Below are 19,707 nucleotides of genomic sequence, written 5' to 3'. Positions count from 1 at the left end.
TAATATAGGGTTTCTCCGTAAGCTTGAGGTACACTTATCTTTTTTCTTTTCTGTTACCTAGTTCCCTAAAACTTAGAATTTTGTACCTCACGCTTTTAGGGAATTATTAATAGCGAATGGTTAATTGTATTTTTCAGAATTAAATGTTATACCAAGCGTGAAAAAATAATGTTACAAATAATCAGGTTAATTAAAATAATTTGATCGGGTTTCCCTTTGATTAAAAAAGGATATTCAAGCCAATAAATGATATTTCAACTATTTATTTTGACTCCTGATTCGTGTCTCCTGACTCCTAGTCGGCAGTATCAATATTTGTAGCAAAAATTTATCACGCCTGGTATTAGCTATTAACCAATATATTTATTGAAGAAAAATATTCAATTACAGAAGTTCCTGCTTTTGAGTTCAACCAGTAGTAAAAAATCTAAAGTAGTAGCGATTTTTAAAGGTTTTACTAATGCAAACATTGCGTCGTCGAGGCTTAAAACTGATGCGAAAAGCTGCATTGTTAGTTTTAGCAGTGAGTGCAGCTTTTTGGGTTAGACAAACTCAAGCTTCTTTATTTTTTGAAATTTACAATTGGCTCAGTCTACCATTTCAACCTAGTCCTGTTCAACAAGAAGTATTAGTTAATGCTCGGATCAAAGAACTAGAAATTAAATTACAAGAATTAGAGCAACAAAATAAGAGTCTCACACAACTTTTGAATTATACAAAAACTAACAATTTGAAAGGAGTAGTAGCTCCTGTGATAGGTAGAAGTGCAGATTATTGGTGGAAAAAAATAACCCTGGGAAGAGGAAGTAAAGATGGTATTCAAGAGGGTTTTATTGTGATGGGAACTGGTGGTTTAGTCGGTAGAATAACTAGCGTTACACCTAATACTAGCCAGGTATTATTAGTTAGCGATCCAACCAGTAAAGTTGGTGTGGGAATTATTCGTAGTCGTCAAATGGGCTTTATGAAGGGTAGGGGTGATGATACGGCTGTGATGGAATTTTTTGATGATGTTCCTGATATTAAAGTTGGTGATGTTGTATCTACTTCTGCTTATAGTCAATTGTTTCCAGCGGGTTGGCCTGTAGGAACGGTTGAAGAGATTAATTTGGCTAATACTCCTGCTCCAGAAGCTATTGTTAAGTTATCGGCACCACTGAATATTTTGGAATGGGTTAATGTTTATCCAAATAAACAGAATAAAGCGGAAAATTAATTAATAATATAGCAATTAAACGAAAGTTGAGATAACAATATAAATTACCCTTGTCCTCAAAATTTCGTTCTGCTCAAAAATTGAATAATTAACCTATTTAAAATTATTAAAGGTACTTTCCAATTCAGATGTCTAATATATCTCAGTCAACAATTTTCAAATTACTAATCACAATTACCTCGATACTGCTTTGTACATTACTATTGCTTGCTCGTATTCCTGGGATGGAAATTTTTGGAATTGGACCTAACTGGTTATTAATTTGGGTAGTTACTTGGAGTAGCCATAGCTCCATTATAGGAGGTTTAGTCGCTGGCTTAGTTTTAGGATTAATTCAAGATGGCATGACAGCTTCCTATCCTACTCATATTATTCCTTTAGTTTTTGTCGGATTTGTCACGGCATTCTTACAGAAAAAACGCTATATTCAGGAGGATTTTATCTCCATAGCCTTAGTAACATTTATTATGGCTATTATTGCAGAAACTTTCATGGCAATACAGTTTGGATTAATCGGTAATCAAAGCTTTGCAGAAGTTTGGGGTCACCATAAGCAAATTGCTTTGGGTTCTGCTGTTATTAGTAGTCTTTGGGCTCCAGTTTTGTATTTTCCTCTTAGTCAATTTTGGAAATTTAAGAATAACTAATTAGTAGTTTTCAACTGGTTTATTTCAGTCAAATTAACTAATAATTGAAGACATGGTTAGGAGAGAGGATAAATAGTTATAGCAATTTTTAATTGGAAACTGTTATTATACTTTTAACTATCTGGAAAAATTTAAATGTGCATTTTCCATACTGCTTAAATTACAGAATTATCTACCAATAAATCAAAACATTACTCAATATATTAAACAACAATCTTCTCTAATATTTAGACTATGTAAATTTTGCATCTCATCCTTTAAAAAAGTAGTAAGGTGATCTGGCTTAAATATTAGTTGATAAAAATACTCAGATTTTGATATAAAAAAATTAAACTAATACAGCTAAAATACTAAATTAGCAGTGTGAGTTCCGTAATGTAAATCAGAAATAATAAAATAAACTATTATTGTTCAAATTATCAACTAAAAACAGTAGCTGTCTATGCTAAAAAGTACAGACTTTGAAAATCAGTCAAAAACCAGCCGAGTCAAAGTGCTAAGTGAAGCACTGCCTTACATTCAAAAATTTGCTGGTCGTAAGATAGTCGTGAAATACGGCGGTGCAGCCATGAAAGATAGTAGTCTAAAAGATCAAGTGATTAGAGACATTGTACTATTATCTTGTGTCGGTATACGTCCCATTGTTGTTCATGGTGGTGGTCCAGAAATTAACTCTTGGTTGGGCAAACTAGGAATTGAACCTCAGTTTAAGGATGGTTTACGGGTTACTGATGCGCCCACAATGGAAGTAGTAGAAATGGTCTTGGTGGGAAAAGTTAATAAAGAAATTGTTTCTTTAATTAATCAAGCTGGTGGATGTGCAGTGGGTTTGTGTGGCAAGGATGCCAACTTAATTAAAGCGCGTCCCGAAGGAAGTGAAGGAATTGGTTTTGTTGGGGAAGTTAGTAACGTCAAAATAGATATATTACAATCCCTAGTTGATAATGGTTATATCCCAGTAGTATCTACTGTAGCAACGGATGAGGAAGGACAAGCCTACAATATTAATGCTGATACAGTGGCAGGTGAAATTGCTGCGGCGATGGATGCAGAAAAGTTAATTCTACTAACAGATACGGCTGGAATCTTAGAAGATTATCATAACCCAGATAGTTTAATTGTTAAGTTAGATATTCAAGAAGCAAGAGGATTAATTGAAAAAGGAATTGTATCTGGTGGAATGATTCCTAAAGTAAATTGTTGTGTGCGGAGTTTAGCTCAGGGGGTTCGAGCAGCTCATATTCTTGATGGTCGAGTTCCCCATGTACTTTTACAGGAAATCTTTACAGATGCTGGGGTTGGCTCAATGATAGTAAGTAACTTAGGATTAGTTTCAGAGTAGAGTATCTGAGTTAATTTCTTGACTATTTACTTCTTGCTTTGTCCAGGCATCTGAATTTAGACTAGGATCTTCAGTAGTAGTAGGAGTAATATCTCTGTAGGGAGGATGACTCTTATTACTATTCTCGTGATAAAATGAAGAAGTATGGTTTGATGCCCTTCCCGTATTTTTTTTTGCTTGTGGTTTAGAACTAAAGGTTTTCCAAGCTACTCTAATACCAGTAAAAATACTTTTCGTTGTAGTTTGAACCTGCTGAGTTTGTTGACGAACATTACTTAGACTTTGATCGACTTGTTTGACAATTTCTCCTGCAGTTTGAACACTATCATTTACATCATCAGTTAACTCACCAATCTCTATACCAGTAAGACGAATTGCTTCTAAGGTTGGTGGTAGTTCACGCTCTAGGGTATCAGCTAGTTTTTCTATGCTACGAGCTGCTCTTGCTAATGCCAACATGGCAGGTAAAGTGACAATTAATACAGTTGTCAGGCTCAATCCAACCAGTAATAAGGATAATCCTAACCAAAACAGAGGGTTATTCACAGGTATTTCGCCTAAGCAGGGGAATGATAATTTCCTATACCTGGATTATCTTAACAAGAATGGGTGCTTTTGGAACTCCTATAATTTTGAGAAGAAGTTTATTACTTTAACTTTTCGTGTCTATAACTACTGAAACTTCAGAATTTTTTGTCTCTGTTTTAGATAATATTTCTCTATCTGTTTGACTAGCTTCTAATCCAGCAGCGATCGCTTCTTTGAGTCTTTCTAAGATTTCTTCCCAAGAATTAGTAGCAGAGTCTGAAAATCGGTCTGTTTGAAATTTGACACTGGTGGACAAGTCTGTTACAAGTTGTGGAATAGCTGATGCTGATTTTTTCACCAACTGTCTTGTTTTTTTTCCTGTTCTCGGGGCCATTAATAACCCTGTTGCTGTACCTATGGCTGAACCTAGGAGTAAACCACTGATAAATAACCCAGATTTTTTATTGGACATCTTGAAAATATATATCTAGAATACTTATTCTTATCATAGATATATACTAAAGATTTTGAGGATGAAAATTGTGATTTTTGCACTTCAGGCCGCTTACTTTCAAAGCTCTTGAGCAAAAAAATCAATCTACATTACTTTATCTAATGCCAAATTCGACTCAAACGATGCCATATTCTTCTGAGCAACCAAAATATGGCTATTACTTGCTGCACTTGTTGAACTTGTAAATTCAGTTGTTGATATAGTTGTCGTAGTTGATTTACCCTTTGCAATCGAAGTTGTAATAATTTTGGTGTTTTGGTAAATATTTCATCTGTGCAATTGTCTATTAAGCTAAGATTTCGTTCTACTTTTAACAAAATTTGCCTAAATTTCCAGATTCTACAAGCTAGGTAAAAGCCAAAAATTGATATAATTATATTTAATTCAATTACTAACCACAGCATCTTTCACTCCACTGAAAAATCTAGAGAATAACTCTAACAAATAGTCTAATCATAATCAATACCTGGTGTGTTACGACCGATTCCTAGATACCTTTAACAACTTGAATTACCGTAAATATGCAGCCTACTATTGCAGGATGACAGAAATAACTTACTTTTTACAAAATCGTCAAAGCCTTACCAAGCAATACTTTTGACTTTTAAATGCTGGACTTTTATTTAACTTGCGCGTAGGTGCACTAGCACATCTAGCTTTAAAATTTGCGTAAGTAGTGAGAATAATTAAAATTAAAACTTCTTCTCTCCCTTTCAAAGTTATCTCTTATCCATAAGTCTTAGAAGTATTGTAGGATTGGGAGATTGGGGAGATGGTTTAAGTAGCTAGCCAGACTTGACAAATGGTACTCATTCCATTACTAGCTTTTAGCCACCTCTGTCCTAGATATGAGATATGGCTGGTTTCTCTTCACTTCCCAATAGGACTTATCCCTCGTCTCCCCTATCCTGTAAACAATTCAACATTAGGTAAAGCATAGCTTTCAAAGGGGGTGGGGGATCTCAGAAAAGCAGGTTTTTTTTCTCACAATTTGAGAAAATACGGACCTATACCCTAACCTCTTTCCTTGTAGGAGAAGGGTTACTGTCCTCCCCATTCCCTGCTAGAGAATTGGGTTGAGGGGTTAGGTTTTACCTCAATATTTTTTGTTTAGACAAGGTACTACAATAATGAACTATTTTAGTTATGTCACTTCAGTAGGATAGCTTTAGGAAGAATTCCTAAATTAACTATGGGGTGTAAAAGCCATATCTTTAATATTAAAGCAATAATTAAATGCCAGGAGGCGGACTTGAACCGCCGACACGAGGATTTTCAGTCCTCTGCTCTACCAACTGAGCTATCCCGGCTTTTTTTCACTTTCACTATAGTAGCAGACTAAATATAATTTTGACAAGCACTTGAGCAATTTTTTTTATTATTGGCTGAAATACTTACTAGATAATAATTTTAGCTTAGTCTACCCAATCCTAGCTCTTCAAAGGAACTTAAATAAATATTAGTATCAGGTAACCATACTATAAATTTTTCAGTTAGTCAAGATTCATTTTGACCAGAAAATAAGGTCAATAGCCTCCCCTTTTCATGGGATGAAAAGAATAAACTTTAATATTTTAAGCCATAGGCTTCATTTAGAACTACTGATAACTGATAACTGATAACTGAAATGACTTTTATCTCCTTTAACTATGCTCTCTTTTTATTAATAGTGCTAGGAATCTACTGGTCAACCCCACGCCAGTCTTGGCGAGTATTTATTCTCTTAGGTGGGAGTTTAATTTTCTACGCTACTATTCAACCCCAATATATTCCACTGCTATTAATAATTACCCTATTGAATTTTTACCTTGCTCAAGCTATTGGAGAACCCAAAGACTGGCGCATTGCCAATACAAAATGGAACCGCCGACGCTTACTACTATTGTGGTTAGGTATAATATCTAATATCTTACTTTTATTAAGCTTTAAATATATACCTTTTATACTAAATAGTATTGGCATACTTTACAATCTACCTCACATTTTAGAAACTGCTAATTGGTTTGAAAATAATCTGATAGCTCCTTTAGGATTAAGTTTTTTTTGTTTTGAATGTCTGGCTTATTTAATAGACATTTATCGAGGTGCCCCTCCTGCTGCTTCTTGGCTAGAATTTACATCTTATAAATTATTTTTTCCGAAACTTATTTCTGGTCCGATTACTCGCTATCATTATCTACAAAATCAGTTAGGAATGATAGGCAAAAAAAATACTCTAGATTCAGTGAAAATACCAGCTTTAAAATTCCCAAATCTAGAACAAATTACAGAAGGAATTTGGTTAATTGCAACTGGAGCAGTCAAAAAAGCTTTAATAGCTGATAATTTAGGAATTTTTGTAGAGCTGAGTTTTAGTAATTTGCAAAGAGCAGGAAGTGGTGATTTGTGGTTAGCAACTGTTGCTTATGGATTACAACTTTATCTTGATTTTAGTGCCTATGTTGATATTGCTCGTGGTAGTGCTTTTTTAATGGGTTTAAGTTTGCCACAAAATTTTGATTTTCCTTATTTCAGTACAAGTATTTCAGAATTTTGGCGCAGGTGGCATACAACTTTGGGAGATTGGTTGAGAAATTATTTGTATTTTCCGTTAGGAGGTTCAAGGGTAGGTTTATTTCGTACTTGTTTGAATTTGTTAATTGTGATGTTAATTGCTGGTATTTGGCATGGTGCTAGTTGGGGGTTTATTGTTTGGGGTATTTTACATGGTTTAGCATTAGTTATGCATCGTTTAGTAGAGACAGTTTCCAAGCAACTCAAAGTACATAAAATCTGGGAAAGTTGGTTGGGGATTTTGGTAAGTTGGTTGTTAACTCAAAGTATGGTTTTTGGGGGATGGATATTTTTTAGATTGCCAAATTTGAGAGATTCTATTTGGGTGATTTATCATTGGTGGGGTTATGATGCAGATGTTCAATTTGCTGATAAAGTTTATCTGGAGGCAATGGGTTTGGAAAGATTACAGTTGGTTTGGTTAATGTCTGGGGTTGTGGTGCTTATGGCAGTTAATTATTGGTTTCATCGAGGTCTGAAATTACAATTAAATTGGCAGTTGAAAGTTTTGTTGGTGCCTGTATTTTTCTTTGTTGTTTGGTTGTTGGCGCCGGAAGGTTTGCCTTATATTTATTTTGATTTTTAGAGACAGAAGGAAGAAGGAAGAAGGAAGAAGTAAGAAGAATGTCAACATTTAGCTATTAACTTTTCAAAGAAGGAAGAAGAATGTAAGTATTCAACTATTAGCTTTTGAAAGAATCAAGTAACTACTAAGGTTAGGTCATAACCTTTTTCTTTTTCAAACTTTTGTTTCACTTCAGTAGCTTCTTTTTATTTACTTTCAATAGCTTCTTTTTGTTTACCTTGTGGTGATAACTTTCTGCTAATCCAAATAAAGACCAACCATTATTTGGATGCTGTTGGAAATCTTGACAAGAAACTGCTTACTTATTATATAATTCCCTTTTTTCCTGATTCCTACCCTACCAAAAATAGTTATTCAGCAAACCATAATTATCAATTATCCATTTAAAAGAATAGAGTTTAAACCTCTAGGGATTAATTATCAATTATTCATTATCAATTATCCATTATTTATTGACTTCTTCTATAATTCCCATTTCCCCTGACTGCTACACTGACAAAAAGAGTTATTCAACAAACCATAATTATCAATTATCCATTTAAAAGTATAGAATTTAAATCTCTAGGGATTAATTATCAATTATCCATTATCAATTATCCATTATTTTAATATCTGCTTCTAACCAAGCTTTTTGAAACTCTTGTTTAACTTCAGCAGCCTCTTTTTGTTTACCTTATACCAATTATCAAAAGTATTGCTATACCTGGAAGCTCGAAAAAACAAGGTTCATTGATAACAGAAGCTACCAAATATTAAGTATTCACTCCAACAAATAATATTTAGAAATAGAAAATCCAAGTAAAGCAAAGTTTATGGTAATTGGTATTAGTACTGATTAGCCATTGATAAATGCCAAAGTGTCACCACCATAAGAAAAGCAGTTATAATTGTACTTCCTCAAGAGTGATTTTGCTAAATTTTTCTCATCATCAGAAAGATGCTTATGCTCATACATTATGACAGAGGGTTTATATCTCAAAAAATCAACTTGTGATAGTACTTTATAATCAAATCCTTCTGTATCTATATGAAGAAGGTCTATTTTTTCTATATTATTTCTGTCAAAGATTTCTTGCATAGTTATAGTTTCGATATCTTCTTCAAGAATATAGGGTTCAAGCTTCCCTTCGAGATGTTTAAGTATGTGATTTCTATCAAAAGAACCCAATTGGTCATACCATTTAGGTATATTTTCTAATTCTTTTTTTGCTTCCTCAGAAACATAATAGAATTTCTGAAAACCTCTTTGGGTGGATATAGCAATCTTTTCAAAAATAAATCGTTCAGAATTGTTATAGTTCTGTTTTAATCTCTCGAAAAGAAAAGGAATAGGCTCAATAAATATGCCCTTCCAATTTGTATTTCTGATAACCAAATCCCGAATGGGGTCTCCATGAGACCCATCATTTGAGCCAACTTGCACAAAGAAAACAGAATTTTTATGCTTAATATTTGTCCATATTTGCTTTTGTATTTTTCTAAGTCTCTTGTTGTTGTTGTATTGTATTTTCAGGTTTCTGTAGCTGTTTAATGTTTTACGTAATGGCTCGTATACTACAGGATATCTACTAAGCGTACTTTTTATCGTTTCATACATATTAACATTTTCCTATTCAATGAGGGTTAATAATCTACAATTATCTCTGATAACTCTACATTTTGTCAACTTCCTAATCCGGAATTTCAAGTTCTAGGAAAATGCTACCACTTCAAAAATTTAAAGCAATTTAATTAGGCTATTCTAGACTAGATATGATGGCTTATTAGCTGATAATTATTCAAGCTCGCATCTCATTAAAAAAAAATTAACTGAATATTATTAAGCACTTTATGTAGCCAATTTTAAAACTCAGAAGTAGTTAGTTTCATGTCTGATTCTAACCAAGCTTTTTTAAACTCTTGTTTAACTTTAGCAGCTTCTTTTTGTTTACCTTGTGCTGATAAACTTTCTGCTAATCCATATAAAGACCAACCATTATTTGGATGCTGTTGCAAATCTTGACGATAAACTGCTTCTGCTTCTTTTTCCCGATTTAATTTTAACAAAGCTGCACCTAAAGATTGACGTACAGGATAATACCAATAAGGGGGTTCCATATAGGGTAAATTATCCTGAAGTTTTACGGCAGTTTGGTATTCGGAAATCATCTCTTCATTTTTATCTTTTAGGTCTCCAATTTTTGCCACTAATAAATGATTAGCAATTGAAATTAAATTTGTAGCTGGAAAATTTGCAGTTTCCAATCCACTAAATTGTGAATTTTCTAATAAGTCGTTGATTTTTTTAGACTCAAATTGAGCATTTTCTAAATTTCCCTTACCAGCCCATGCCATACCTCTTGCATAATGCCACATTGCCATTGTATAGGGTAACTCATTTGATGGTTGAGATTCGGTAAGAATTTCATCCCACTTAGCAAATTGCACCAAGGAAAAATAGGGAGTGGGGAGAAACATTTCACTCAAAGGAAACTGCTCAAGTTCCTGAAGAGAAACTTTACCTACTAACTTTCTAGCAGCATTAATTGCATCTTTGCTACGTCCTTCCATACTAGCTGCTGACCAGAAAAAATGAATATTATGAGGATAATAAAGTGCTGAATATAATCCTTTTTGTTGAGAATTTGCCAGAAATTTTTCATCGGCTTTAATCGCATTTTCGTTACTACTAGCTGCATCATGATAACGACCAATTCTGAGATAAATATGAGATGGCATATGTACTAAATGACCAGCAGCAGGAACTAAATTACGGAGACGATCTGCTGGTTTTTCAGCTTTTTCTGGATATGGAGAAGCTTCAATGGCATGAATATAATAATGTATTGCCCCTGGATGATTGGGATTTTTTTCTAAGATAAACTCTAATGTTTTAACAACTTCATTCGTTAAAGGTTGAGGTTCACCATTTTCTTTCCAGTAATTCCAGGGCATTAAATCCATTAAAGATTCAGCAAATAGGGTTGCTGCATCTAAATCATTAGGATATTGTTTTGAAAGTTCTCTCATGGCATTGGCATAAGCCATATCTAAAGGTTGACGATTTTCTAAATTTTGAGCAGAATATCTTTGAGATAAAGCTTTAATATAGGCTTGTTCTATAGGAGTAGTTTTAGTAGAAAGTTTTTGAGCTTTTTGGATAGCTTTATAAGCAGTAGGAATAGATTCTTGATTCATTTGTGCATTAATATTAGGACCTACTGATAAAGCAATACCCCAATAACACATTGCACAATTAGAATCTAGTTTAGTTGCTTGGTGAAAAGAGCGTTTAGCTTCAGCATGGTTGAAGCCAAAAATAAAGGTTAAGCCTTGTTCAAAGTAACGTTGAGCTTGAGGAGAATTTGTTGTAATTTTATGATGGATATTTCCTAAGTTTTTCCATAGAGGAACTGCACTATTTAATTCATTTTGATTTCTATCGCTAACTGACCAAGAAGGATTTAAAGTAAGTGCAATATAAATGCAAGTAGTGATACAGACACAGATAATAAAAATCAAATTTTTTTTTGTTTTGATATTCATCGTATGGTTGTCAATGATTGAATATATTAGTTGTGGATATGAGCTTTTGCTTGATTTGATATTGACATTTTTAATAGTTGTTTCTTCCTTGTTTATTTTTTCTTCTTACTTCTTACTTCTTTCTTCTTTCTTCTGAGTTTCTCCTTTTTACTTTACTTATTATCTACTAAATAAGAACACCAATCACTCCAACTACCCCCATAAAGTTTTCCATTATTAATACCCGCCACTTTTAATGACCATAAATTAACACAAGCAGTCACACCAGAACCACAATAGACAATAACTTCCTCAGCATTTTTTACTTCTTCCCAACGAGAAACTTGTTCCGAAACTTTCGCCTGACTATTTTCATCAGTAACTTGTTTCCAAGGATAATTAACTGCCCCTGGAATATGACCAGCAATAGGGTCAATAGGTTCATGTTTTCCTAAATAGCGATCGCTATCTCGTGAGTCAACTAAAACTACTTCTGGCAAATCTTTTCTGGCTTTTACTGTTTCTATATCTACCACCATTTTTGATTGAATTTGAGGTTCAAAAAAACCTATATTTCGAGTGGAAATTTCATTTGTAACTGGATATTCTTTTTGCCATCCATAAAAACCGCCATCCAAGAGAGCAACTTTGTCGTGACCCATATATGTTAATAACCACCATAGACGAGAGGCAAAGGCAAAGCGAGAATCATCATAAGCTACGATTAAAGTTTCTTGGTATTTGACACCCATAGTTGCTAATTTTTGTGAAAGTTTATTAGAGTCAGGTAATGGATGACGTCCACCATGTTTTTGTACAGGGTTAGAAAGGTCTTGGTTGAGGTCTAAATAGAATGCACCAGGGATATGACTTTCTTGATATTTTTTATTGCCTAATTCTGGGTCTGCCAAGGAAAAACGGCAGTCAATAATAATTAGGTTTTGGTCATTAAGATGGTTTGCTAACCACTGAGGAGAAATGAGAAAATTTGTATTAGTCATGTTTAAGTTAAATTAGGTTTTCTTCTGCTGGTAAGACTTGAGGATAAGTTGTACCAGTATTGGGAGTTGTTGATGATTGCTTAACCAACATTTTGCCAATAAAAACAACTAAAGCCATGAACAATATTATCACTACTATCGCTAAAGTTATCTGACTCATTCTGAGATTATTCAAACCTTGATTTTTGATACTATTAATTTTTGACTTTGAATAAAATCCATTTTGTTGATCATCGGGAAAACTGGTCAAGCTTAAATTAGATAAAGAGCTTAATTCTAAATCAAATTCTTGACCCCAAGTAGCATAATCATCAATGTATCTTTTGAACAATAATTTTACTCTTTTAATTGAATCAGGTGCTAATTCTATTAGTTGATTCCGAACTACACCTATAGTAGAACTTCTATCTGGCAATTCATCAGATTCTAGGAGTACGTGTAACCAACTATTTACTACACTAGCTTTTGCATTAATACCTTCAGGGTGTAATTTACTATTTAATAAAGTAGCGATCGCTTTAGAATTTCCTTGTTTGGCAAGCTGGATAAATCTATACTGAACCATGATTAATTACCTTTATTTTAGGGGGTAGATAGTAGGGAACTTGGGGAGAAATAAAAACATTTTAGTTCAATTATCAATTCTTAATTATTAGGAGACGCTTTAAACCTTTGGGGATTAATTATCCATTATCAATTATCCATTATCAATTATCCATTGCTTTACCTTTTAATTTTCGCAACTCTAATTGCATAGTCAGCGTAGCTTTGATATTCTTTAATTTTTTTTCTGGCTTCCTTATATTTAGGATGAGATACTGGTACTATTTTCATTAATTCTGTTGCGTCTTGCCACTGACTCGCTACTGCTTCCCATTCTATTTGAGATTGGGCAGACTGAGCCATTTCTGCTGCATTTATAGCTCGGTTAACTGCTAATGTAAATGGGTCAGGTGGTGGTAAAACAATAGTTTTTGTGGGAATAGATGCAGATTTTTTTGTTGGAGAAGATAGAGGTGTCGGTTCAATTTTTACCTCTTCAACTTCTGGTTTTTCAGAATTCAGTTTTTTTGGTATTGGTGAGGGAATTTCAGTGACTGTAACTACAGGGGTCTCAGAGGCTAATTGCCATTGAGAAAATTTATATACGCCTAATCCTAGTAAAGGAATAATTAGTAACACTAAAATATTATCTCTGATGATTTTAGGTAATTTTTTCAACTGATTATTTTGGGAATAAATTAGTTTTTTATTGTGAATTTGCTCTCTAATATTTTGGGGTTTTGTGATTTGATTTACTCCATAATAAATGCTTGATTTTGCTAATTCATCATCAATCTTATTCAAATCAACGTCAGGTTGATTTTGATTTATTTGATTAACTTTAGAACTCTTGGCTTGACTATAATGATTTGTTTTGCTTGACAGAAAAAAACTTTTTGAGATAAATTCAAATTGATATAATTTAGCAGCTACTATTACCCAAATACTAATAAATATAAATAAAAGCAACTTGTCGATAACTGACTCAGGATATAAAAAAAGATTTTTTTCTAAGATAAAAACTGTGTAATTTAGGTTGATCCAAGGCATGATTAATGTAGAAACTAAAATCGCTGCTAAGGTGCTAATCATAATTACTAACCAGCTATATAAAGCTTTCCACCAACTGATAATGGTTGGAAAAAAAAATAAATGATAACGATATTTCTTAGAAAATGTTTCCCGAATAGTATTAAATAATAAAATAAAAAAATGATGTGCAAATGCAAAAACAGGAATGAAAAAAAATAGAATAACGATACTCAAAGAAACCAATAATTCTAAACTGCCCCCTACTTGCTCCCAAAAATATCTTCCTAGTTCAAAGTTCCTAATTAGGGCAACTAAAATAGTCAGAAAAGAAAGCATAATTAAAGCCTTTAACCAAGAACTCGGATAAGGAAACCATATTGGTAAGTAGAATTTTTTCGGTTTGTTCATTAGATGAAAATTTAGGAGGAAGAATTGACAAATTATAAATTCATACCACAACTAACAGCAGATGGTTCATGGACTTTCTTTTCACCCGAATTTGGTGAAAGCTTTCACTCTCATTTTGGCGCTCAACAAGAAGCTGAATATAAATTTGTTTACCCAGTTCAACTATTATCTAGAGTAGATCGATCTGTAGTCTACCTACTAGACGTTTGTTATGGACTAGGATATAATACTGCTTCAGCTTTAGCAGCTATCTGGACAGTTAATCCTAGTTGCAAAGTCCAATGGGTGGGACTAGAATTAGACCCAGAAGTGCCAAAAGCAGCGATCGCCAAAGGTCTTCTCGATAATTGGCCGGAACCAGTGCCAGAATTATTAACTACTCTTGCTAATACCCATAAATTACAAACAGACAAAATTGAGGCCCAACTCCTAACAGGGGATGCAAGGACAACGATTCAACAATTAAGTAACTCTAGCTTCCAGACAGATGCTATATTTCTCGACCCCTTTTCTCCTCCCACTTGTCCCCAACTTTGGACGGTAGAATTTTTATCCTTAGTAAGTAGTTGTCTTAAACCTGATGGTTATCTAGCAACATATTCCTGTTCCGCAGCAGTCAGAACAGCATTACTTGAAACTGGTTTAAAAATTGGTTCCACAACACCAGTAGGTAGGCGATCGCCAGGAACAGTGGCCAGTTTTGCAGAAAAAAATTTACCCCCACTTTCCCAGAAAGAACAGGAACACTTACTCACTCGCGCTGGTATTCCTTACCGTGACCCAAATCTATCAGACTCCACTGACATTATTGTGCATCGCCGTCAGTTAGAACAACAAAAATCATCCTTAGAACCTACATCCCATTGGAAAAAACGTTGGTCTACGAAAGTCAGAAGTCAGAAGTCAGAAGTCAGAAGTTAAAAATTATGGCGTTGCATAATCTAGTACCGCTACGCGGAAGTCAGAATTCAGAATTCAGAATTCAGAAGTTTTGATTGGTAAGGCTTTGAGTATTTTGTTACTGGTCACTTATTTCCGTCATCCTGCACTAGAAGATTTGAATTATAAATATTTACTCCCTTTCACTACTTGTTCTCATTCCTATTGATTAGAACTACTCCCTACCTTACAAGGGTAGGTTTTTTACAACAAAGGGATAAATAGGGTAATACTTGGTAGATTTGGGGGGAAAGTAGACAAGGAAGCATAAACACCTCCAAATTCAAACTTATAAAAATTTAGTTATCTATCACGCCAGTATTTAATAGAGTAATGACAATTGCTTTTTTCTCTCTTGTTACCTTATCTTCCCTGTCCTCCTTATCTTCCTTGTAACCAAGTCCTCCAAGTCTTGTAACAACCAGAAAGTAAAAAACTTACCCTCTACTCCCTACTCCCTCAAATATGAGAATATGAGTATTGTAGATTTGTCTTATGACGAATCTTATTCAGAAAGCAAATAATTCCAAAAATCATGGTAGCGGTAGCAATTTTAGCGGCTGGACGTGGCACCAGAATGAAGTCAGACTTACCCAAGGTATTACACCAATTAGGTTCCTCTACCTTAGTCGGACGAGTTCTGGAAAGTTGTGTTTCTATTCAACCATCAAGAATAATTGTGATAGTTGGTTATCGTGGAGACCTTGTACAAAAATCTCTCCTAGATAATATTGATAATGATAATATTCCTACACTAGAATTTGTAGAACAGACGGAACAATTGGGTACTGGTCATGCCATTCAACAATTGTTACCCTATCTAAAAGAATTTTCTGAGGATTTGCTGGTATTAAATGGAGATGTACCATTATTACGACCCGAAACTCTCAAGCAGTTAATCAATACCCACAAGGAAAATCAAAATTCAGCCACCATCTTGACTGCCAATTTACCTAATCCCAAAGGCTACGGTAGAATATTCTGTGATACAAGTAATATTGTTACTCAAATAGTAGAAGACCGAGACTGTACGGCTGCCCAGAAAAAAAACTATCGAGTCAATGCTGGAGTCTACTGCTTCAAATGGCCTGCTTTAGCACAAATACTGCCCCAACTCAAACCTAACAATGACCAACAAGAGTATTATTTAACAGATACAGTAAATTTTCTCAACCCTGTCATGGCAGTTGATGTGAATGACTATCAAGAAATTGTTGGGATTAATGACCGTAAACATTTGGCTACAGCTTATGAGATTTTGCAGATGCGGGTCAAAGATGATTGGATGGCCGCTGGAGTAACCTTGATAGACCCTGATAGTATTACTATTGATGATACAGTTTTGCTACAACGGGATGTGATTATTGAACCACAAACTCATATTCGGGGTCGGAGTACGATCGGTGCCGGTAGTCGTATTGGGCCAGGAAGTTTGATTGAAAATAGTCAGATAGGTAAAAATACTTCGGTTCTGTACTCCGTAATTTCTGATAGTGTGGTGGCCGATCATACTCGTATCGGTCCTTATGCACATTTACGGGGTGATTCTCAAGTGGGTTCTCACTGTAGAATTGGTAATTTTGTGGAATTGAAAAAAGCTACGGTTGCCGATCGCTCTAATGCAGCTCATTTATCTTATTTAGGGGATGCGACTCTGGGAGAAAAAGTAAATGTTGGTGCTGGTACAATTACTGCTAATTATGATGGAGTGAAAAAACATCATACTAAGATTGGCGATCGCTCGAAAACTGGGTCAAATAGTGTATTAGTTGCTCCTGTGACTTTAGGGGAAGATGTGACAGTAGCAGCAGGTTCGGTGGTAACAAAAGATGTAGAAGATGATAGTTTAGTTATTGCTCGCTCTCGACAACTTGTGAGAAAAGGTTGGCGGTTGAAACAGTCGGAGGATAATGGATAATGGATAATGGATAATGGATAATTGATAATGGATAATTGATAGTTACCCAACAAATTCAAGAGTCCAGTAGTGGAGTGTTTCACCTAAAACTGTGCATTAGATTTGTCGTTGCGTTAGCGCAGCTTTGCGATAGCAAACGACAGTGAAGCAATCTCCAGGCACTTTTCTATTGCACCATTTAAGATGAAACGGTCCAGTAGTGGACTGACACAGCTAAAACTGTGCATTAGAAAAATGACTTAATCTCTGATAAATTCAGACTTTTCCTAAAAATTTATTGCACCATTTAAGGCGTGTCAGTCTAGTAGGGTGCGTTAGACGGCTCAAATTTAGACTGTGAAATACATTCAACAATCCGTCGTAACGCACCATTGAATATGTGTCGCTTCACTACTGGATTGTTTCACCTAAAATAGTGCATTAGCTTTTCTCATAATCACCCCATCCCCCGATTACCCTATCCCCCCATCCCTTCATTTTCTAATGCAACATTTAAGATGAAACAGTCCACTACAGTGTTATTTTTAACTGCCATGTTTTGTCAAAGTTAGTAAATAGGAGAACTTTGTGAAAGCTTTTGTAATTCAGGAATTTGGTAACTTAGTCTGTACTGAAAAACCACAACCACAACCAAAATTTGGAGAAGTTTTAGTTAAAGTTAAAGCTGTCTCCCTTAACTATCGAGATATTTTAATGGTTAAAGGTTTTTACAACCCCCATCTACCTTTACCTGTTATTCCATGTTCGGATGGAGTGGGAGAAGTTGTGTCAGTAGGAGAAGGTGTCACCAAAGTGAAACCGGGAGATAGAGTAGCTGGCATTTTTATGCAGAAATGGTTATCAGGTAATTTGACTACAGAAGCAGCAAAGTCTGCTTTAGGGGGTGAAGTTGACGGAATGTTGGCAGAATATGTAGTCTTGTCTGAAGATGGGGTGGTACATATTCCATCTCACTTATCTGATACAGAAGCAGCAACTTTACCTTGTGCTGCGGTGACAGCTTGGCACGCTTTAATGGAAGCAGGTTTAAAACCAGGGGAAACAGTGCTAGTCATGGGAACAGGTGGAGTTTCCTTGTTTGCGTTACAGTTTGCAGTAATGGCAGGAGCGCGAGTCATCGCAACTTCCAGTAGTGATGAAAAATTGGAGCGGGTGAAAGAGTTAGGTGCATCTGATGTCATTAATTATAAATCTGTGCCTAAATGGGAAAAACAAGTATTAGCTTTGACTGAGGGAGTGGGAGTGGATTATGTTGTAGAAGTTGGTGGAGCAAATACTTTGAGTAAGTCTGTGAAAGCAGTGAGAATGGGAGGTCAAATAAGTTTAATAGGTGTATTGGCAGGAGCGCAAGGAGAATTTAATCCTTTACCCGCAGTCATGAAAGGAGTGCGGATACAAGGTATTTTTGTGGGTTCGCGTCAAATGTTTGAGACCATGAATAGGGCAATAGATGTCTCTAAGTTACGTCCGGTTTGCGATCGCGTCTTTCCATTTGAGTCAGCTCCAGAAGCACTAAGTTATATGGAAACTGGTTCCCATTTTGGCAAAATTACAATTGAATTGAAGTAAGGAAGAAGAGTCTTAAACGATAACAAGACTTAGGCAGAAACAGGGTTTATGAACTAAAATTTGCCATATCAACCATTAAATTAGGACAATAAATCCGGTTTCTTGATTGGGGATAGCGTTAATGTCTACAGGAAATTTAAGCCTTCTTACTTCTTCAGAAATCACGCAAAATAAGGCATTTATGTCATTGCGAGCGACAGCGTTTGCGGAGCAGTCCGTCAGGATAGCAATCTCAAATGTTGATATTTCATTCCTTATGCGTAAGTCCTGTTCTTACTTCTTACTTCTATTATTTGTAACAAACATTTATCAAATTGAAACAAACATGAAAGCACTAATATTAGAAAAACCAGGAATTCCTGATACTTTAAACATTACAGAAATGCCTTTACCACAACCGGAAGCAGGAGAAATACGGGTAAAAGTTCATGCTGTGGGATTAAACCCTGTTGACTACAAAGTTGCTGCTTCCGGTTTTTCAACATGGAGTTATCCGTTTATTTTGGGGTTAGATGTGGCAGGGGTTGTGGATGCTGTCGGTGCTGATGTGACTGACTGGCAAGTAGGAGATAAGGTTTATTATCATGGAAATTTGTCTAAACCAGGAGGTTATGCAGAATATACCAACGCTAACGCCTTAGCAGTTGCTCCACTTCCAGAGGGTATTTCTTTTGTGGAAGCTGCTGCTATTCCTTGTGCTAGTTTCACTGCTTATCATGCTTTGCATCGCCGTTTGCACATTCAGTCAGAGCAAACTATTTTAATTCATGGTGGCGCTGGTGGAGTTGGTGGTTTTGGCGTGCAATTGGCATCCTTAACAGGGTTGGAAGTGATTACAACTTGTTCTCAAAGTAATTTTGATTATGTGCAAAAATTGGGAGCAAAGCATTTAATTGATTATCAAAATGAGGATGTGGTTGCCAGAATTAAGGAAATTACTCAGGGGCGTGGTGTTGATGCAATTTTAGATACAGTTAGTTCGGAAACTGCAACAACAAGTTTTGAAATGTTGGCGTTTAATGGTGGAATTGCTTGTATTGCAGGTTTACCTGATTTTAGTAAATTCAAACCTTTTAGTATTGCTGTTTCTATCCATGAAATTGCTTTAGGAGGTGCTTATTTATCTGGGGATAAAAAGGCGATTCAAGATTTAGGAAAAATTGCGAGAGAAATGGGGGAATTAGTGAGTGGAAAAAAAGTTAATCCGATGTTAACTGAAGTGATTAGTTTAGAGGAAATACCCGAAGCATTAAATCGTTTGAAAGGTCGTCATGTGCGAGGAAAAATAGTTGCTGAAATTGGGTAATATCATATTTAGTTAAATGCTTAATAATAAAAAATTGACACTTTGTAGGTTGGGTTGAGGAACAAAACCCAACTCACAGTATTATAATAAAGTCGTCGAAT

Annotated in this window: 16 protein-coding genes and 1 tRNA gene; 8 read left to right on the top strand and 9 right to left on the bottom strand. The window is 35.1% G+C overall.

Annotation, left to right across the window (positions count from 1 at the left end; translation table 11 throughout):
* Positions 1 to 460: 460 nt before the first annotated feature.
* The 3 genes from mreC (at position 461) to argB (ending at position 3,205) form a co-directional block, all read left to right on the top strand.
* Entirely contained in the window at positions 461 to 1,216 is a 756-nt protein-coding gene (gene mreC, locus ACP6PL_RS28810; RefSeq protein ID WP_426548779.1) for a rod shape-determining protein MreC, read from the top strand.
* Positions 1,217 to 1,344: 128 nt separating this feature from the next.
* Positions 1,345 to 1,863 carry a rod shape-determining protein MreD gene (mreD, locus tag ACP6PL_RS28805; RefSeq protein ID WP_426548778.1) on the top strand — a complete coding sequence of 173 codons (519 nt, stop codon included), beginning with the start codon at positions 1,345 to 1,347 and terminating at the stop codon, positions 1,861 to 1,863.
* A 442-nt stretch (positions 1,864 to 2,305) separates the two neighbouring features.
* On the top strand, positions 2,306 to 3,205 hold the full coding sequence (gene argB, locus ACP6PL_RS28800) for an acetylglutamate kinase (RefSeq protein ID WP_426548777.1): 900 nt from the start codon (positions 2,306 to 2,308) through the stop codon (positions 3,203 to 3,205).
* On the opposite strand, the gene ACP6PL_RS28795 is transcribed toward argB, so the two are convergent.
* The 4 genes from ACP6PL_RS28795 to ACP6PL_RS28780 all read right to left on the bottom strand — a co-directional run bounded on the left by ACP6PL_RS28795 (position 3,197) and on the right by ACP6PL_RS28780 (position 5,557).
* Entirely contained in the window at positions 3,197 to 3,751 is a 555-nt protein-coding gene (locus ACP6PL_RS28795; protein WP_426548775.1) for a DUF948 domain-containing protein, read from the bottom strand. The genes argB and ACP6PL_RS28795 overlap by 9 nt on opposite strands.
* Before the next feature lie 106 nt (positions 3,752 to 3,857).
* Complete coding sequence (locus ACP6PL_RS28790) at positions 3,858 to 4,205, bottom strand: YtxH domain-containing protein (RefSeq protein ID WP_426548774.1); 348 nt, start codon at positions 4,203 to 4,205, stop codon at positions 3,858 to 3,860.
* A 140-nt stretch (positions 4,206 to 4,345) separates the two neighbouring features.
* The gene (locus ACP6PL_RS28785; protein WP_426548773.1) at positions 4,346 to 4,651 is read right to left on the bottom strand and encodes a hypothetical protein; all 306 of its coding nucleotides are present in this window, start codon (positions 4,649 to 4,651) and stop codon (positions 4,346 to 4,348) included.
* Positions 4,652 to 5,484: 833 nt separating this feature from the next.
* A tRNA-Phe gene (locus ACP6PL_RS28780) sits at positions 5,485 to 5,557 on the bottom strand.
* A gap of 317 nt (positions 5,558 to 5,874) precedes the next feature.
* On the opposite strand from ACP6PL_RS28780, the gene ACP6PL_RS28775 reads away from it, so the two are divergent.
* The gene (locus ACP6PL_RS28775; protein ID WP_426548772.1) at positions 5,875 to 7,386 is read left to right on the top strand and encodes an MBOAT family O-acyltransferase; all 1,512 of its coding nucleotides are present in this window, start codon (positions 5,875 to 5,877) and stop codon (positions 7,384 to 7,386) included.
* 835 nt (positions 7,387 to 8,221) lie between these two features.
* Here the strand turns inward: ACP6PL_RS28775 and ACP6PL_RS28770 are convergent.
* The 5 genes from ACP6PL_RS28770 to ACP6PL_RS28750 all read right to left on the bottom strand — a co-directional run bounded on the left by ACP6PL_RS28770 (position 8,222) and on the right by ACP6PL_RS28750 (position 13,874).
* Positions 8,222 to 8,983: an FkbM family methyltransferase gene (locus ACP6PL_RS28770; RefSeq protein WP_426548771.1), complete on the bottom strand. Its 762-nt coding sequence runs from the start codon at positions 8,981 to 8,983 to the stop codon at positions 8,222 to 8,224.
* A gap of 245 nt (positions 8,984 to 9,228) precedes the next feature.
* Entirely contained in the window at positions 9,229 to 10,911 is a 1,683-nt protein-coding gene (locus ACP6PL_RS28765; protein ID WP_426548770.1) for a tetratricopeptide repeat protein, read from the bottom strand.
* A 152-nt stretch (positions 10,912 to 11,063) separates the two neighbouring features.
* The gene (locus ACP6PL_RS28760) at positions 11,064 to 11,891 is read right to left on the bottom strand and encodes a sulfurtransferase (protein ID WP_426548769.1); all 828 of its coding nucleotides are present in this window, start codon (positions 11,889 to 11,891) and stop codon (positions 11,064 to 11,066) included.
* Between the two features lie 7 nt (positions 11,892 to 11,898).
* The gene (locus tag ACP6PL_RS28755) at positions 11,899 to 12,456 is read right to left on the bottom strand and encodes a hypothetical protein (RefSeq protein ID WP_426548767.1); all 558 of its coding nucleotides are present in this window, start codon (positions 12,454 to 12,456) and stop codon (positions 11,899 to 11,901) included.
* Between the two features lie 158 nt (positions 12,457 to 12,614).
* Positions 12,615 to 13,874: a hypothetical protein gene (locus ACP6PL_RS28750; protein WP_426548766.1), complete on the bottom strand. Its 1,260-nt coding sequence runs from the start codon at positions 13,872 to 13,874 to the stop codon at positions 12,615 to 12,617.
* 24 nt (positions 13,875 to 13,898) lie between these two features.
* Here ACP6PL_RS28750 and ACP6PL_RS28745 point away from each other — a divergent pair, with 24 nt between their 5' ends.
* The 4 genes from ACP6PL_RS28745 to ACP6PL_RS28730 all read left to right on the top strand — a co-directional run bounded on the left by ACP6PL_RS28745 (position 13,899) and on the right by ACP6PL_RS28730 (position 19,606).
* A complete protein-coding gene (locus ACP6PL_RS28745) occupies positions 13,899 to 14,795 on the top strand; it encodes a tRNA (5-methylaminomethyl-2-thiouridine)(34)-methyltransferase MnmD (protein ID WP_426548765.1) in 897 nt (298 codons plus the stop codon).
* Positions 14,796 to 15,348: 553 nt separating this feature from the next.
* The gene (glmU, locus tag ACP6PL_RS28740; RefSeq protein WP_426548764.1) at positions 15,349 to 16,731 is read left to right on the top strand and encodes a bifunctional UDP-N-acetylglucosamine diphosphorylase/glucosamine-1-phosphate N-acetyltransferase GlmU; all 1,383 of its coding nucleotides are present in this window, start codon (positions 15,349 to 15,351) and stop codon (positions 16,729 to 16,731) included.
* 567 nt (positions 16,732 to 17,298) lie between these two features.
* Positions 17,299 to 18,300 carry a zinc-dependent alcohol dehydrogenase family protein gene (locus ACP6PL_RS28735; protein ID WP_426548763.1) on the top strand — a complete coding sequence of 334 codons (1,002 nt, stop codon included), beginning with the start codon at positions 17,299 to 17,301 and terminating at the stop codon, positions 18,298 to 18,300.
* A gap of 325 nt (positions 18,301 to 18,625) precedes the next feature.
* Positions 18,626 to 19,606, top strand: a complete 981-nt coding sequence (locus tag ACP6PL_RS28730; RefSeq protein WP_426548762.1) for a zinc-binding dehydrogenase — start codon at positions 18,626 to 18,628, stop codon at positions 19,604 to 19,606.
* The last annotated feature ends 101 nt before the right edge of the window (positions 19,607 to 19,707 follow it).

The organism is Dapis purpurea BLCC-M126, from assembly GCF_050015975.1.
In the GTDB taxonomy this organism is placed as follows: Bacteria; Cyanobacteriota; Cyanobacteriia; order Cyanobacteriales; family Microcoleaceae; genus Trichodesmium.
The sequence above is the reverse complement of the archived record's forward strand: the minus strand, read 5'-3'. Positions and strand labels throughout refer to the sequence as shown.

What these genes read in the sequence shown, in the direction of transcription:
- mreD (WP_426548778.1), top strand. Translation starts at nt 1,345, where the DNA reads ATGTCTAATATATCTCAGTCAACAATTTTCAAATTACTAATCACAATT.
- ACP6PL_RS28790 (WP_426548774.1), bottom strand. Translation starts at nt 4,205, where the DNA reads ATGTCCAATAAAAAATCTGGGTTATTTATCAGTGGTTTACTCCTAGGT.
- ACP6PL_RS28755 (WP_426548767.1), bottom strand. Translation starts at nt 12,456, where the DNA reads ATGGTTCAGTATAGATTTATCCAGCTTGCCAAACAAGGAAATTCTAAA.
- argB (WP_426548777.1), top strand. Translation starts at nt 2,306, where the DNA reads ATGCTAAAAAGTACAGACTTTGAAAATCAGTCAAAAACCAGCCGAGTC.
- ACP6PL_RS28730 (WP_426548762.1), top strand. Translation starts at nt 18,626, where the DNA reads ATGAAAGCACTAATATTAGAAAAACCAGGAATTCCTGATACTTTAAAC.
- ACP6PL_RS28775 (WP_426548772.1), top strand. Translation starts at nt 5,875, where the DNA reads ATGACTTTTATCTCCTTTAACTATGCTCTCTTTTTATTAATAGTGCTA.
- ACP6PL_RS28785 (WP_426548773.1), bottom strand. Translation starts at nt 4,651, where the DNA reads ATGCTGTGGTTAGTAATTGAATTAAATATAATTATATCAATTTTTGGC.
- mreC (WP_426548779.1), top strand. Translation starts at nt 461, where the DNA reads ATGCAAACATTGCGTCGTCGAGGCTTAAAACTGATGCGAAAAGCTGCA.
- ACP6PL_RS28760 (WP_426548769.1), bottom strand. Translation starts at nt 11,891, where the DNA reads ATGACTAATACAAATTTTCTCATTTCTCCTCAGTGGTTAGCAAACCAT.
- ACP6PL_RS28765 (WP_426548770.1), bottom strand. Translation starts at nt 10,911, where the DNA reads ATGAATATCAAAACAAAAAAAAATTTGATTTTTATTATCTGTGTCTGT.
- glmU (WP_426548764.1), top strand. Translation starts at nt 15,349, where the DNA reads ATGGTAGCGGTAGCAATTTTAGCGGCTGGACGTGGCACCAGAATGAAG.
- ACP6PL_RS28750 (WP_426548766.1), bottom strand. Translation starts at nt 13,874, where the DNA reads ATGAACAAACCGAAAAAATTCTACTTACCAATATGGTTTCCTTATCCG.
- ACP6PL_RS28770 (WP_426548771.1), bottom strand. Translation starts at nt 8,983, where the DNA reads ATGTATGAAACGATAAAAAGTACGCTTAGTAGATATCCTGTAGTATAC.